The following is a 13,968-nucleotide window of genomic DNA, read 5'->3' as shown; positions in this document are numbered from 1 at the left end:
GCACCTCTCGGCATGTCCCAAGGCACCTCCCGACACCTCAGGGCATCCCCCAGTTGCCGGATCATGTGAAGGCAGGGGGGACGAGCCCGGGCGAGGACGGACGCCGCCGCGTTCCCCGGCCCGGGCTCCGGCATACGGCACTCGGCACTCGGCACTCGGCACTCGACCAGGAGCCCACGGACTCCGGACCGCACGAACCGGAGACGCGACACGAGGCCGCCCGAAGAGTGGCGCCGACCGGTCCCCGGGCGCCGCCGGCGGCCCCATCCGGGGCCTCTGTACCTCATGCTCCACGGCCGGCTGCTGCCGGCTGCCTTGCCGGCCCAGACGCCGGACCCCACAGCCGCCCCTCCTGCCCAAGACCCCCGGGACCGGCGGCCTCCCCGCCTCGACCCAGGGCCCCGTCACCCTCCCCGCCTCAGACCCGGGGCCCCGCAGCCACCCTCCCCGCCCGGAACCTCAGGGCCCACGGCGGCCGCCGGCGGTCGCCGGTGTCTCAGACACCCATTTCCGCCGCGATCCGGCCCGATCGGATAGCCGTCACCAGGTCCGCGTGATCGGCCTCCGTAAGGTCGGCGTAGCGGACGGCGAAGGTGGCCACGGCCTCGTCCAGCTCCTCGTTCTTGCCGCAGTAGCCCGCGATCAGACGGGGGTCGGCACTGTGCGAGTGGGCGCGGGCCAGCAGGGCGCCGGTCATCCGGGCGTAGTCGTCGACCTGGTCGGCGGCCAGGGCTGCCGGGTCCACGCTGCCCTTGCGGTTGCGGAACTGGCGCACCTGGTAGTCGCGTCCGTCGACCGTCGTCCAGCCCAGCAGGTTGTCGCTGACCACCTGCATGCGCTTCTGCCCCATCACCACACGACGCCCCTCGTGCCCGGCAGCACCGACCGCACGCCCGCCGACCGCACGCCCGCCGGCCGCACGCCCGCCGGTGGCGTGCCCGTCCGTGGAGTGTCCGCCGGGAACGGCGAGCGGCTCGGCGGGCTCGAAGCCGGCGGCCCGCAGGTGCGGCGCGAGGGCCGAGGGGCGGGCCTCCTTCACCTGGAGGACCAACGGCTCACCCCGGTGGTCCAGGAGCAGGACGACGTACGAGCGGGTGCCCACGCTGCCGGTGCCGACGACTCGGAACGCCACGTCGTGCACGGCGTACCGGGCCAGCAGCGGCAGGCGGTCCTCGGGGAGCGTCGTGACGTACTGCTCGAGGGACGTGGCCACCGCGACGGCCTCGGCGTCCGGCACCCGGCTCAGTACGGGCGGCGCGTCGACGAAGCGGCGCCCGCCGTCCGACGTGACCTCGGTCGACTTGGCGGCGAAGCGGCCACTGGTGTTGGCCCGCGCCTTCTCGTAGACCCGCTCCAGGGTGCCCAGCAGGTCGTGGGCGTCGGTGTGGGAGACCAGTTCCTCGTCCGCGATGGCGTTCCAGGCGTCCAGGACCGGCATCTTCGCCAGCAGGCGCATCGTGCGGCGGTAGGCGCCCGCCGCGTCCCGGGCGGCGGCGCGGCAGGTGTCCTCGTCGGCACCGGCCTCCCGGCCCGCGAGGACCAGGGAGGCGGCGAGCCGCTTGAGGTCCCACTCCCAGGGGCCCTGCGCCGTCTCGTCGAAGTCGTTCAGGTCGATGACCAGTCCGCCTCGCGCGTCACCGTAGAGACCGAAGTTGGCCGCGTGGGCGTCGCCGCATATCTGCGCCCGTATCCCGGTCACCGGGGTGCGGGCCAGGTCGTGCCCCATGAGGCCCGCCGAGCCCCGCAGGAAGGCGAACGGGGTGGCCGCCATCCGGCCCACCCGGATCGGTGCGAGTTCCGGCAGCCGGCCACGGCTGGACTCCTCGACGGCGGCGATCGCGTCCGGCCGGGAGGCGTCCAGGTCGAGCCGGGCGTGCTCGGCGCGCGGCACGCGACCGCGCAGTGCCTTGCCGTCCGCCTTGGCGGAACCCTCGGCGGGCCACCCCGCGAAGCCCTTCACGCGCGGCAGCCGCGGGCCTCCTCCGGCACCCCGCGCGGGGCCCGTTCCCGGTGTGCGCTCCGTGGTCCCGCCCGGTCGGGTGTCCTGTCCGGTGTCCTGTCCCGCCACGCCTTCGCCCGGCGCGCTCTGGTCCGTCACAGCAATCGTCTCCCCCGCACGAGGGTGCGCCCGCCCGCGCACCGGTCCCTCCGTCGCCCCGCACCGGCACGGGTCCGCCCGGCGACGCGAGGCACGGCCTCAACGAGGAAGACGCTACAACCGGTGGCCGAAACACGTCACACCTGTGGACAACCTGCGCGCCTGTGGACACCTACCTGTGGACACCCGCCTGTGGACACCCGCCTGTGGACAACGGTCCCGGCCCCCTGCGTGTCCGGACGCGAACGGACGCGACGGCCCCTTCACCGCCGCCACGAACCCCCGACGCCGCTACCCCGCCTCCGCCATCGGCTCCGCGCGTCCCTGGGCGAAGACGCGTTCCGCGCGCTCGGCCGAGATGTCCAGCCGGGCCAGCACCGCGGGCACCGCGATACCGGGGAGCAGGTGGTGCAGCAGCACGACCACGCGGTGCTCCAGGTCCCGGCGCTGGCAACGGAGTTGGGAGAGCAGCTGCACCCCGGAGAAGCTCGCCACCAGCAGTTCGGCGGTCTCGGTCGCGTCGACGTGCGGCAGCAGTTCGCCCCCGGCCTTCGCCTCGGCCAGGGTGCGGGTGGTCTGGTCGATCCACATCCGGAACGCCGGGGTGCGGTCCAGCCCCAGCGCGCCCTGGTCCAGCGCCAGCCCGACACTCGCCCGGACCAGGGGTTCGGTGCGCAGCCGCAGGGCCAGGACCAGCCCCGAGTCGACGAGTTCCTGCAGTTTGCTGGCCTGCGGCGGGAGGGCCATCGCGAGCTGTTCCTCGAAGACGCCGAGTGCCAGCTCCTCCTTGGACCCGAAGTGGAAGTACAGCGCGCCCTTGGTCACTCCGGCGCGTTCCAGGATCTCCCCGATGGTCGCCGAGGTGTAGCCGCGTTCGTCGAAGACGGCCGCGGCCGCCTCCAGGATCGTCCGCCGCGTGCGGATCGCGCGCTCCTGTCGCGCCATCGGGTGCCTCCTGATCTGACGTGCATCTCGTGACCGCCCCGTCTTCCGCGCGGTCGCCCCGTCTTCCGCGCGGTCGCCCCGGCCGTCGGCTGCGGTCGCGCGGCGGCCGACGTGTCGTGCGGGCGCGTGAGCACATCTTCAGGGATGGGGGGCGGTCTGCGACGCCGATCACTTTGAAAAAAACCGGCTCGTCCGTATCTTAGTGCGAAGTTGACCGGAAGCAGGCCGTCGCCCACGGGGGTCCGAATGCCGCGTACAGGTGACTTAAGCGCGTCCGCGGAGGGTCCGGCCGGTCCCTCGCAGGAGGGTACGGACGCGGCGGCACCCACGGGCGGCCCCACGCCGGTCACGCCCCGACTCGCCCACCGGCCACGCCCGTCGGACGTCTTCCCGGTGGAATGGGTCCGGCTCTCCGGCGACCGCTTCCGCGTCACCGCCCGCTGGCCCGCCGAGCACGTCTTCTTCGCCCCCGTGGACGACCGGCATCATGATCCGATGATCGTCGGCGAAACGTTGCGGCAGACGTCCATGGTCCTCGCCCACGCCGAGTTCGGTGCCCCCGCGGACACCCACTTCGTCATGCGTGACCTGGAGGTCTTGACGGACCCGTCCGGGCTGTCGCTGTCCGAGGCCGCCGAGCCCGTCACCGTCGACGTGGTCTGCTCCGAGATCCGCCGACGCGGCCGGGGGCTGCACAGCATGCGCACCACCATGGAGTTCCGCCGCGCGGGACGGCTCGTGGCCCGCGGCACCGGCAGCACCGGCTGCACCTCACCGGCCGCCTACCGTCGCCTGCGCGCCCGCCAGTTGGCCGCGGTCGGCGCCCCGATACCCCTGCTCCCCGCGATACCGCCCGCGCAGGTCGGCCGCAGCCGCGAGGACGACGTCGTCCTGGCCCCCGCCGACGGCCCCGCGCACATCTGGCGGCTGCGCGTGCACACCGGCCACCCCGTCCTCTTCCCCCGGCCCAACGACCACGTGCCCGGCATGGTGCTGTTCGAGGCGGCACGGCAGGCCGCGACCGCCGCCTCGGGCCGGCAGCCCTTCTTGCCGTCCGCCATGGCCGTCACCTTCAGCCGCTACGCCGAACTGGACTCCCCCTGCCTGATAGAGGCCGAGGTGCTCGACAAGACCGAGGACGAGGCGACGGTCCGGGTCACCGGCCGGCAGGGCGGGGAGCACGTCTTCACCGCCACCCTCACCACCGCTCCCGCCGCCCCGCTCCGGACCCCGTCGTGACGGTGAACCTCCTGCTCACCGGGGCGACCGGCTTCATCGGCAGCAGGGTCGCCGCGGCGGCCCGGGAGCGGCCGGACGTGCGCCTGCGCCTGCTGTCACGCCGCGCCGCGCCCCCGGCTCCCGACGCCGCGCACGTGCCCGGTGATCTCGCCGACCCCGCCACGCTGCACGGCTGTTGCGCCTCGGCCGATGTCCTCGTCCACTGCGCCGCGCGGGTCGACGGCGACCCCGACGCCGTCGCGGCGGTCAACGACCTCGGTACCCGGGCCCTGGTGACGGAGGCGGTGCGCAGCGGTGTGCGCCGGATCGTGTACGTGAGCACCGCCGCGGTCCACGGCCGCGGGCCCTTCCGCGGGGTGCGGCCCGGTGAGGTCCCGGTCGCCCCGGTCTCCGCGACCAGCCGCAGCCGCGCGGCGGCCGAACGGCACGTACTCGACGCGGGCGGGGTGGTCCTGCGTCCGCACCTGGTCTACGGGAAGGGTGACCGCTGGGTGGTCCCCGGCCTGCTGGGGCTGCTGCGGGCGGTGTCGGCCACGACGCTCACCGGCTGCGACGCACGCCAGTCCATGATCGACGTCGTCACGCTGGGCCGGGCCACGGTGGCGGCGGCGCTGTCCGGTGCCTGTGCACCCGGCAGCGTCCACCACGTCAACCACCCCGCCCCGGTTCCGGTCCCGGAACTCCTCGCCGCGGTGGGCACCTTGGCGCCGGGGCCGCCGGCGGACGGCTCGGGGGCCGTGGACGTGCCCACCGCCCTGGAGCGGGCCGCGGGTTCCCCACGGGCGCTGCATCACCTCGGCATGCTCACCGCGGACCACTGGTTCGACGACGATGCCTTCTGGCAGGAGGCGGACTGCTCACCGGGCCCGGGCTTTCCCCGGGCCTTCGCCCGGGCGGCGCCCTGGTACCGGACGTTCATGACGGGGCAGCGGGCGTTCATGGCGAGTAAGTGACGCTCCTCGGCAGCGTCCCCGTACCGACCGCGCGGTTTCCGCCTCCGCGAGGTGAGGGCGCCGCACCTGCGCCGTCAGCTTCTGGACCAGCCCCGTAGCACCGGGTTGGCGAGGATGTCGTCGAGGGCTGCGTCCACCGCCGGGGGCTCGACGCCGTCCGGCACGGTGAGCGTCAGCGTCGCCGTGCGCTCGTGGCAGTCGTGGAGGGTGGCCCTCCACCCCGTGGGCAGCAGGGCGATCAGGCGGATCGCCGCGGTCTCCGGAGGGGCGCCGTCCGGGCCGCTGATGCGGACGGGGTGCTCGATGGGCATGGAAGCCTCCAGGGGGATGGTTCCGGCCGGGGCCGCTCGGGGGGCGGGGGCGGCCCCGGCCTGGGGCGAACGCCGTGCTGTGGAGTCAGCGGGTGCGGCGGGTGCGGCTCAGCTGGAAGACGCACGCGATCAGGGCCAGGAGCAGCACGGCGCCCAGACCGTACCGGACCGTGTTGTCCATGTCGCTGGTGATGACCGCCACCTCGGCGCCGCACAGGATGGCGATGAGGGCGGCGTAGAGGACGGTGGAGTTGGGGCGGTTGGTGTCGCTCATGACATGTCTCCTCGGGAGTCGGTCCGGTCCGTGGGACCGGGTGGAACGGGTTGCTCCGCCGGTGTCCGGCGGGTTGCCGCCGGCCGGCGTCTGGATGGTAGGGACGCGTCCGCGTCCGCCGGAGTGGTTCCGGCCAGGCCGGGCGGGGGCCGCCCGGCTCCGGTTCAGTCGTCGAGCGTGAAGGCCTGACGGAAGGACAGCTTGCGGCCCGTCTGCATCAGGGCCCTGCGGTAGACCCGCTCGGCGGCCAGGACGACGAGGGCTGCCGCCGCCAGCGAGACCAGCAGCGAGGCCGCGGGCTCCCACCAGGCGGTGTCGCCGGCGATGATCCGGGCCGGCATGGTGATGGTCGAGGTCAGGGGGGCGAAGGACAGGACGCTCTGAGCCGTCCCGGTGGCCGTGATGCCGGCCACGAAGACGACGGCTACCAGGGCGTTCACCGGGGTCGTGGTGGACTGGATGTCCTCCGTGCGGGTGGCGATGGCTCCAGCGGCGGCGAACACGCAGGCCAGGACGGCGATCCCGACCACGTAGTAGACCAGGAACCAGCCCAGACCCGTCGTGACCTGCCCCAGGGTGCCGCTCTCACCGGCGGCGACCAGACCGATCACCGCGGCCGCCGTGAACGCCACCATCTGGGCCAGGGCCAGCGTCGTACTGCCGACGATCTTGCCCACCAGCAGGTCCCGCAAACGGATGGACCCGGCGATGATCTCGACGATCCGGTTCTGCTTCTCCTCCACGATGCTGGTGGCCAGCGAGACGCCCAGCAGCACCGCCGCCAGGTAGAACAGGAAGCCGAAGAAGTACGTGGCCATCCGCACCACGGTCTCGGGCGTCTCGTCGGGCGAGAGCAGCGTGTGCCGCAGCGCGGCGCCTTCGGCGAGGGTCTCCATGTCGGTGCCCGCCGCGGCGGCGTTGGCCTCCAGAGCGGCCGTCTGCACGGCCGCCCCGATCCAGGTGGCGGCGGTGGAGTCGCTGCCGGTGTCGCCGAGCAGCGTCCAGCCCTCCGGCGTCCTCAGCAGCCCGGCGTCCACGTCGCCCGAGCGGACCGCGTCGCGCACCGCGTCCGGGGAGGACTGCGCGCGCACGCTGATCTCGATGTCCTGGTCGGCCCGGTCGGCCAGCACCTCCGCCTGCCGCACCAGCTGGTCGGCTTCGGTGGAGACGGCCGCGACCGTGATCTTGCCGACCGTGGAGGCGAGGTAGACCTGCAGGCCGACCGCGCCGAGGATGACGGCGAGGGTGGCGACGGTGGAGAGCAGGAAGCCCCGGTCGCGGATCTTCACCGCGATCTCCCGGGCGGCGACGATCGGCCAGGCGGACGGCTGCCGCTTCTTCGGCGCCTTGCGCTGCCCGGCCGGCGCGGGTGCGGGAGCGGTGGGGGCGCCCGCCGGCTCGGTGTCCGTGCCGGTCACGTTCTCTCCGGTGCGCGCTGTGGTTTCGGTGGTGAGCGTGGTCATGCTGCCGTCATCTCCCTGAACACGTCGGCGACACTGGGGACGATCTCGGCGAACTCCCGTACCGGGCCCCGGCGCAGTGCCTCCGCCAGGAGCCGGTCGGCCACCTCCTCGGTGGCGAGTTCGAGCAGGGCGGTTCCCTCGCTCCGCTCGACGACGTCGACGCCCTCGACGTCGTGCAGCCAGCCGGTGGACCCGGTGGTCACCAGGCGGTGGCGCACCCGGCCCCGGCGGCGCAGGTCGCCCGCGGTGCCCTGGGCGAGGACCCGCCCCGCGGACTGGATGACGAGGTCGTCGCAGAGCCGCTCGACGAGTTCCAGCTGGTGGGAGGAGAACAGGACCGGCACGCCGCGGGCGGTGTGCTCGCGCAGCAGCTCGGCCATGGAATCCACCGCGTGCGGGTCGAGGCCGGAGAAGGGCTCGTCGAGGACCAGCAGCTGGGGTTCGCCGATCAGCGCGGCGGCGATCTGCACACGCTGCTGGTTGCCCAGCGACAGCGACTCCAGGCGGGCGTCGCGCTTGCCGCCCAGGTCGAGCCGGTCGAGCAGCCCGGAGGCCGAGTCCTGGGCGGCGCGGGCGCTCAGGCCGCGCAGCCGGCCCAGGTAGACCAGCTGGCTGAGCACGGTCTGCTTCGGGTAGAGGCCGCGTTCCTCCGGCATGTAGCCGAAGCCGCGGCGGTCGTCGGCGGTGACCGGGGCGCCGTTCCAGCGGATCTCACCGCCGTTGAGCGCCAGGACGCCCATGATCATGCGCATCGTGGTGGTCTTCCCCGCGCCGTTCCCGCCGACGAAGCCGGTCATCCGGCCGTCGTCGACGCGGAACGACACCTGGTCGACCGCGCAGTGGTCGCCGAAGCGACGTACGACGTTGTCCAGTTCCAGCATCGTTCGGTGTCCTCCCGTTTCGAGGGGGTCGGGCGGGCCCGGGCGGGCCGCCTGGTCAGGGCAGGGGGTGGGGGGCCGCGGCCCGGTGGTCGGTGAGGCGCGCCGGGCAGCCGGTGCGCTCGGGTGCGGAGGCCAGCCGGGAGCGGTTCCAGCTCCACTCGTGGGTCTCGTCCATCCGCAGGTGCTGGTAGCCGGCCGGGACGACCTTCACCGCGTGCCAGCCCATCGCGGCCACGGTGTCCGGCAGCCTGGGCGTGAGGTCGACGACGTGCGGGTCGGCGCCGTCGGCGAGCAGAGCGGCGGTGATCGCCCCGGTGGTCACCGCCGACGACTCCATGGGCGCCGGGGCGGGCACGAAGCCGTCGGTCCAGTCCCGCACGGCGCGGCGGGCCCGCGCGGTGAGCATGTAGCGGATCCGGTCGTGCTCGGTGACCAGCGGGTCCGGCACGTCGGCGACCGGGCCGTCCAACAGCGTGGCCTCCAGGGCCGCCCGGACCTGCCAGGCCTCCTGGAGGGCGCCGAGCAGGGCGTCGTGTGCCCGGTCCGACGCCTTCATGCCCACGGTCACCAGCGCGCCGGGCCGCTCGGGCTCGAGCAGGCAGGCCACCACGCACCACAGGCCGTCGACGGCGGTGGGGATGTGGGCGAACACCGTCCGGACTCCCCCGTCGACCGCGCGCCGCCACAGGGCGCCGAGCGCCTCGCCGGTGGGCCGGTCCGGCGTTCCCGTGACCGCCGCGAACGGGTCCGTCCAGCAGGGCAGCCGCAGTTGGCGTCCCCAGGCCGTGGTGAACGCGTCCCGTTCGACGATCTCGACCAGGGCCGAGCGCAGGGCCATGTCGGCGCTGCCGCCGGAGGCCGCTCCGGACGGTCCCGGATCGAACAGGGCGCCCGGCGCGGTGGCCGGCCAGTCGACGAGCGGGGCCGGGACGAGGACGGTGGCCGCGTCGCTCAGCCGCGTCGCCGGGTACCAGTCGAGCTCGGCCCGGGCCGCGTCCGGGTGGGCCAGGCCGTTGCGGGCGTCGTGGGCGGCGAGCGTGGGACGGCCGAGTGCGGCGGCAGTGCCGCGGACCGTGCCCAGCCGGCCGTCGGGGTGCAGGGCCCGGCGTTCGACGGCCTCGCCGGCGCCGCGCAGCAGCGCGTCGGCGCGGGAGTGCCCGTTGGCGCCCGCGACCAGCGCGGACAGCGGAACCTCGGCCCGGTCCGCTCCGGCCACCGGAGCCAGCGCGACGGCACTGCTCCACAGCGGGTTGCCGTCCCGCGGCGGCACCAGCGAGAAGCGGGTGGCGACGCCGGCGGACGGGGCCAGGGTGCGCGGTACGTCGATCATCACGCCGCCTCCACGTAGGCGGAGACCGGGGTGCCGCCCAGGAAGGGAAGGGCGGTGGTGCCGTCGTCGTCCAGCGCGGCCAGGGCCAGCAGGACACCGGCCGAGCCGGTCGCCAGGTCGGTGGAGAGCCGGTAGCCGTGGTCGCCGAGGAAGTCCACGCGGCCCGGTTCGGCCGCCATGGCCTCCCAGCCCAGCGCGTCCAGGTGGGTGCGGACCAGGGCCGGGTCGCGGTCCTCGCCGGTCAGCGCGAACAGGGCGCCCGCACGGCCGGTGAACAGGCCGCAGGATATGGCGAAGTGGGTGTGCACGGTCTCCAGCAGCCGGGCCCGGGCCGCGGCCAGGCGAGGGCTCGGGCGGTAGCGCTGGAACGCCCGGATCACCAGGGCGAGTCCGGCGCTGCCGATCAGGCCGGGGCCGAGTCGCAGCCTGCTGTCCTCCTGGTCCAGGTCGATGGTCTCCAGGTCGGCCAGCAGCTCCGCCTCGGCGGCGTCCAGGTGCCGCAGGTCGCCGGTGCGTTCGAACAGCCGCAGCAGGAACAGCGCGTGGCCGGTGCGCCCGTGGACCAGGCCGACCCGCTTGGGGCCCGCGGGGGCGCTCTCGGGGCCGCCCAGCCGGCCGGCGAGGGTGCGGGCCATCTCCAGGTAACCGTTGTCGCCGCGTCGCTCGGCGAGGTGCAGGGCGACCAGACCGAGGCCCGACCAGCCGTTGCACAGCGAGTCGCTGACGTTCGCCACCGGGGTGGCGAAGGCGCGGCGCATCACCGCGTCCGCCTCGTCGGGACGGCCGAGGTGGTCGAGGGTGTACGCGAGTCCGGCCAGGCCGGTGTAGAAGCCGGGGCCGTCGGTCTCCGCGTCCCGGGCGTGGTCGGCGAGCCACTGCACGTGCGCGTCCGGCGGCCGGTGACCGGTCCGGGACAGGGCCCACAGCACACCCGCGGCGCCGTACGCGAAGGTCGTGCCGCCGTCCGGGACGAGGAACTGCATGGCGTCACCGGGGTAGAGGCGGTCGTCGCGCTCCGGCGAGGCCGCCTCGACGATGGACCGGGCGATCGCCTCGCGCAGGCCGGGCCCGGGGTTCGCGGGCCAGTCCGCCCGGAAGTCGCGGTCACCGGTGAGGACTTCGGGGCCGAGGCCGTCGGCGATGGCGCGGGTCAGCGACTCGGGCAGGTCGAAGTGCTCGGTGGCCGCCTCCAGCAGGGTGCGCACCTTGGCGACGCCCCACGGCACCACCTGTGGCAGCGGCATGAACATCGTCAGCCGCAGCACGTTGAGGGCGAACAGGTCGACCGCGGGCCCGGTGAGGTGGTGCGGGGCGTGGAAGCCGAGGGCGCCCATCGCCTGCTGGTAGCCGGCCTCGACCGGGGTGCAGGTCTCCATGTCGATGAACGCGACGGTGTTGTCGGCCTTCACCAGGATGTTGCCCGGGTGCAGGTCACCGAAGACCACGCCGCGCGCGTGCATGTCGGCCACGCCGCGGGCGACCTGGTCGAGGATGTCGAGCGCCCACGCGGTGTAGGCGGCGCGGAACTCGGGCGTGTCCTGGCCGGAGGTGAAGGGGTGGCGGCGGCGCAGCACGTCGATCAGTGCCTCGCCCTCGACGAACTCGCGGGCCAGGAAGCGGTGCTCGTGACCGTCCCGGTAGTCGACCAGGGCGGGCACGGTGGGCAGTCCGGCCAGCGTGGTGAGCGCCCAGTGCTCCCGCTCCATGCGGGTGATCGCGTCGGCCCCGCTGGCGTCCAGGCCGGCCAGCGGTCGGGCCTCCTTCAGCAGCACCTCGGCGCCGGTCCGGTGGTCGACGGCGCGGTAGACGCCGCCGCCGTTGGAGAAGTGCAGGGCCTTGTAGACGCGGAACGGGAAGTTCTTCAGAGTGCCTTCCTTGCGCCGGGCGTGGGCCTCGGCGAGGAACGGCGGCAGGGTGACCCACTCCGGCGGGCGGAACGCGGGGCGGCGCACGTCGGGCACCATCTCGCCCTGGGGGTTGCGGATGCCGGGGACCAGGGCGCCGTTCTCGGCGCGGGCCATCTTGAGCACGAAGCCGCCGTAGCGCACGAACAGCGGGCCCTCGTTCCAGCGCAGGTCGCTCAGGATGTACGGGGCGGGGGTGCCGCCGACGATGTCGTCCAGCTCGCGCAGGGTGCGTTCGAGGATCTCCTCGGTGGGCGGGTAGATGGTGATGAACTTGCCGCTGGCGCTGCGGTCGCCGTACTTGCTGCCGCGCCGGCCGAGGATCTCGCGGTTGGAGATGTACTTGTACATCAGCCCGTGCTCGACGCAGTACGGGACGACCCGGTCGAGGAGTTCGGCGGCGTTGTCCGGCGAGGCCGACACGTGGATCTTCCAGCCCTGGTCGGGCACGTCCAGATCCGGTGGCGTGCAGAACGTCCACTCTCTGCCGCGGGTCACCGTCCAGCCGGTCCCGGGGACGCGGCCCGCGTGGAAGTCCTGGTCCGTGGCCCCGTCGTGATCGGGTGCGTCGTAGAAGAGGGAGTCCTCGCGGCAGAAGTCGAGGAAGCGGAAGTCGAGCACGAGACGTCTCCTGACCGTGGATTCGGTGGGTGGGCGGCGGTGGCCGCGCGGAAGGGACGGGTGGGGATCAGGACGGGAGGAAGGGGCTGATGTAGGTGCGGTAGCCGACCTCCCACAGAGGCAGCCGGCCGGTGTCCACCCGGGCCGCCCCGGTGGGCTCGTCCGGCGCCCCGTCCGGGTCGAGCCGGTAGCGGGTGACCGGCATCGTCAGGGCGCCGTCCAGGTCGAGGGGGAAGAAGGAGTCCAGAGGTGCCTCGCCCGTCCCCGCCGGGGCGTCGCCGACGGTCGCGGTGCCGGTGGTGGGATTCAGCACGGGGCCGTTGGTGGTGAGCGTGACCTTCTGTCCGGGCGCGATGCGGTCGGTGTCGGCTCCGTCGAGCAGCACGAGGTCCACGCCGCCTCCGGGCCGGCTGACGTAGGCCGCCGAGACGGTGTGCGGGACGGGCAGGAACATCAGGGTTCCCGCGGCGGCGGCCACAGCGGTGGAGACCAGGGCGATCCGGGGCCGTCGGGCACCGGAGGCGTGGACCTCCGCTGCGAGCCGGCGCACCCCGCGGCCCAGGAAGTACAGCCCGTAGGAGACCCCGCAGGCCGCCAGGCAGATGCCGATGACGCCGCCTCGGCGCAGCAGGTCGATCCAGAGCTGGAGCGCGGTCGACAGCAGGTAGAGCGGGAAGACCATGCAGGCCAGCCCGTAGGCGGTGGTCCAGCGGTGCTTCAGTTCGCGCTCGTAGGTACCGCCGAACAGCAGCCGGGCGATGAGGCGGCGGGCGTCGGTGATGGCCCGGTCGCGCAGGTACGGGACGTCCACGTGGCTCATCAGCGCGATGTAGCCGTCCAGCTTGATGAAGGGCAGCAGGTTCAGCAGGCCGGTGATGTAGCTGCCGAGGGCGAAGAACACCAGGGCGGTCTTGGCCCCGGAGTCGGCCAGCGGCCAGGCGGCGAGTGCGGCGGCACCGGCGAGGAAGGTCTGGACGGCGGGGCCAGCGAGGGCGACGTGGACGCGCTGACGGCGCTGTGGCAGGCGCCAGGCGTCGGAGACGTCGCAGAAGAACGCCGGCATCAGGTAGAAGAGCATGATCCCGATGCGGGACGGCTTGCCGCCGTAACGGATGAGGGTGGCGGCGTGGCCGAGTTCGTGGATCGAGGTGCCGATGACGAGTCCGGCGAGGATGCCGAGGTAGGTGAGCGGTGACAGCGGGCCCGACAGCGACGTCGTGACGTAGGCGCTCTGGACGGCGAGTGCGAGCAGGCCGGTCAGGGCGATCAGCAGGGCGGTGCCAATGAGGTACCGGTTGCCCAGGCGGGCGAAGAGCGGCTGGAGGGACTGCATCGTCCGGCCCGGACGCAGCAGCGTGAACTGGAACGTGAACGGCGGGACCATCTTGAAGCGGCCCTCGCGGCGGGGGGCCTGCATCTCGCCGTTGTCGACCAACTGGAGGTCGTCCAGGCGCCGGACGGCGAAGCCGACCATCTCGGCGTTCCAAGTGCCGCCCATCAGACGGGCCAGTTCCGTGTGGTCGCGCCGGCCGTCGAAGTGCTCGGCGAGCGCGGCGACATCGGGGCTGACGCGGATGTAGCGCGGGCCACGCTGCAGCACCCATGTGCCGCCGTCGCCCATGGGCGGGTGGATCTCGGTGCCCGGTGCGCGGTTCGGCCGCTGCGTGTGCGCGGCGGGCGCAGCGGGTGACGCGGTGGTGGCGCTCACGATGGTGTCCTTACGCGGTGGGGTTCGGTCGGTGGGTGGGGCGCCCCCCGCCTCGGCCCAGCTCATTCGTTTGCCGGAAGCAGGGCCGAGGCAGGATCTGCGGTGGTGCCGAAGACCTAGTGAGGGCTACTCACCGGGGGTCGCGTCCCTCGTCGCGGGCCGCGATCAGGTGAGGGCGATCGAGGTGGCGACGGCCGAGGAGACCGTGGCCCCGATGGAGACACCGGTCCAGAAACCGGGG

Annotated in this window: 11 protein-coding genes; 2 read left to right on the top strand and 9 right to left on the bottom strand. The window is 73.8% G+C overall.

Annotated elements, in window-relative coordinates:
* Window positions 1-496 precede the first annotated feature (496 nt).
* Together AB0F01_RS14120 and AB0F01_RS14115 are read right to left on the bottom strand one after the other, a co-directional pair.
* Window positions 497-1,969, bottom strand: coding sequence for a DUF2252 domain-containing protein (locus AB0F01_RS14120; RefSeq protein WP_362094419.1), 1,473 nt, complete (start codon window positions 1,967-1,969; stop codon window positions 497-499).
* 420 nt (window positions 1,970-2,389) lie between these two features.
* On the bottom strand, window positions 2,390-3,043 hold the full coding sequence (locus AB0F01_RS14115) for a ScbR family autoregulator-binding transcription factor (RefSeq protein ID WP_362094142.1): 654 nt from the start codon (window positions 3,041-3,043) through the stop codon (window positions 2,390-2,392).
* A gap of 246 nt (window positions 3,044-3,289) precedes the next feature.
* On the opposite strand from AB0F01_RS14115, the gene AB0F01_RS14110 reads away from it, so the two are divergent.
* Together AB0F01_RS14110 and AB0F01_RS14105 are read left to right on the top strand one after the other, a co-directional pair.
* Window positions 3,290-4,282, top strand: coding sequence for a ScbA/BarX family gamma-butyrolactone biosynthesis protein (locus tag AB0F01_RS14110; RefSeq protein ID WP_362094139.1), 993 nt, complete (start codon window positions 3,290-3,292; stop codon window positions 4,280-4,282).
* Window positions 4,279-5,235 (top strand): NAD-dependent epimerase/dehydratase family protein, encoded by a 957-nt coding sequence (locus AB0F01_RS14105; RefSeq protein ID WP_362094136.1) that lies wholly within the window; start codon window positions 4,279-4,281, stop codon window positions 5,233-5,235. Before AB0F01_RS14110 ends, AB0F01_RS14105 begins: the two co-directional genes overlap by 4 nt.
* 74 nt (window positions 5,236-5,309) lie before the next feature.
* Here AB0F01_RS14105 and AB0F01_RS14100 read toward each other — a convergent pair whose 3' ends face one another.
* From AB0F01_RS14100 to mpaP, 7 genes are all read right to left on the bottom strand, one after another.
* Window positions 5,310-5,546: a hypothetical protein gene (locus AB0F01_RS14100; RefSeq protein ID WP_362094134.1), complete on the bottom strand. Its 237-nt coding sequence runs from the start codon at window positions 5,544-5,546 to the stop codon at window positions 5,310-5,312.
* An 85-nt stretch (window positions 5,547-5,631) separates the two neighbouring features.
* Window positions 5,632-5,820: a hypothetical protein gene (locus AB0F01_RS14095; protein WP_362094131.1), complete on the bottom strand. Its 189-nt coding sequence runs from the start codon at window positions 5,818-5,820 to the stop codon at window positions 5,632-5,634.
* Between the two features lie 164 nt (window positions 5,821-5,984).
* Entirely contained in the window at window positions 5,985-7,283 is a 1,299-nt protein-coding gene (locus AB0F01_RS14090) for an ABC transporter permease (RefSeq protein ID WP_362094128.1), read from the bottom strand.
* Window positions 7,280-8,164 carry an ATP-binding cassette domain-containing protein gene (locus tag AB0F01_RS14085; RefSeq protein ID WP_362094126.1) on the bottom strand — a complete coding sequence of 295 codons (885 nt, stop codon included), beginning with the start codon at window positions 8,162-8,164 and terminating at the stop codon, window positions 7,280-7,282. Before AB0F01_RS14085 ends, AB0F01_RS14090 begins: the two co-directional genes overlap by 4 nt.
* Window positions 8,165-8,219: 55 nt before the next feature.
* Complete coding sequence (locus AB0F01_RS14080) at window positions 8,220-9,494, bottom strand: YcaO-like family protein (protein WP_362094123.1); 1,275 nt, start codon at window positions 9,492-9,494, stop codon at window positions 8,220-8,222.
* Complete coding sequence (lanKC, locus tag AB0F01_RS14075) at window positions 9,494-12,019, bottom strand: class III lanthionine synthetase LanKC (protein WP_362094120.1); 2,526 nt, start codon at window positions 12,017-12,019, stop codon at window positions 9,494-9,496. The genes AB0F01_RS14080 and lanKC overlap by 1 nt, the downstream gene beginning before the upstream one ends.
* Before the next feature lie 67 nt (window positions 12,020-12,086).
* Window positions 12,087-13,727 (bottom strand): daptide biosynthesis intramembrane metalloprotease, encoded by a 1,641-nt coding sequence (gene mpaP / locus AB0F01_RS14070; RefSeq protein ID WP_362094117.1) that lies wholly within the window; start codon window positions 13,725-13,727, stop codon window positions 12,087-12,089.
* Window positions 13,728-13,968 lie beyond the last annotated feature (241 nt).

It is taken from the genome of Streptomyces sp. NPDC029526 (assembly GCF_040637405.1).
In the GTDB taxonomy this organism is placed as follows: Bacteria; Actinomycetota; Actinomycetes; order Streptomycetales; family Streptomycetaceae; genus Streptomyces.
Note: the sequence above shows the minus strand (reverse complement) of the source record. Positions and strands in the feature narration are given on the sequence as shown.

Bases quoted from the DNA above. Each gene is read 5' to 3' on its own strand.
- AB0F01_RS14085 (WP_362094126.1), bottom strand. From the start codon at position 8,164: ATGCTGGAACTGGACAACGTCGTACGTCGCTTCGGCGACCACTGCGCG.
- AB0F01_RS14115 (WP_362094142.1), bottom strand. From the start codon at position 3,043: ATGGCGCGACAGGAGCGCGCGATCCGCACGCGGCGGACGATCCTGGAG.
- AB0F01_RS14080 (WP_362094123.1), bottom strand. From the start codon at position 9,494: ATGATCGACGTACCGCGCACCCTGGCCCCGTCCGCCGGCGTCGCCACC.
- AB0F01_RS14110 (WP_362094139.1), top strand. From the start codon at position 3,290: ATGCCGCGTACAGGTGACTTAAGCGCGTCCGCGGAGGGTCCGGCCGGT.
- AB0F01_RS14090 (WP_362094128.1), bottom strand. From the start codon at position 7,283: ATGACCACGCTCACCACCGAAACCACAGCGCGCACCGGAGAGAACGTG.
- AB0F01_RS14095 (WP_362094131.1), bottom strand. From the start codon at position 5,820: ATGAGCGACACCAACCGCCCCAACTCCACCGTCCTCTACGCCGCCCTC.
- AB0F01_RS14100 (WP_362094134.1), bottom strand. From the start codon at position 5,546: ATGCCCATCGAGCACCCCGTCCGCATCAGCGGCCCGGACGGCGCCCCT.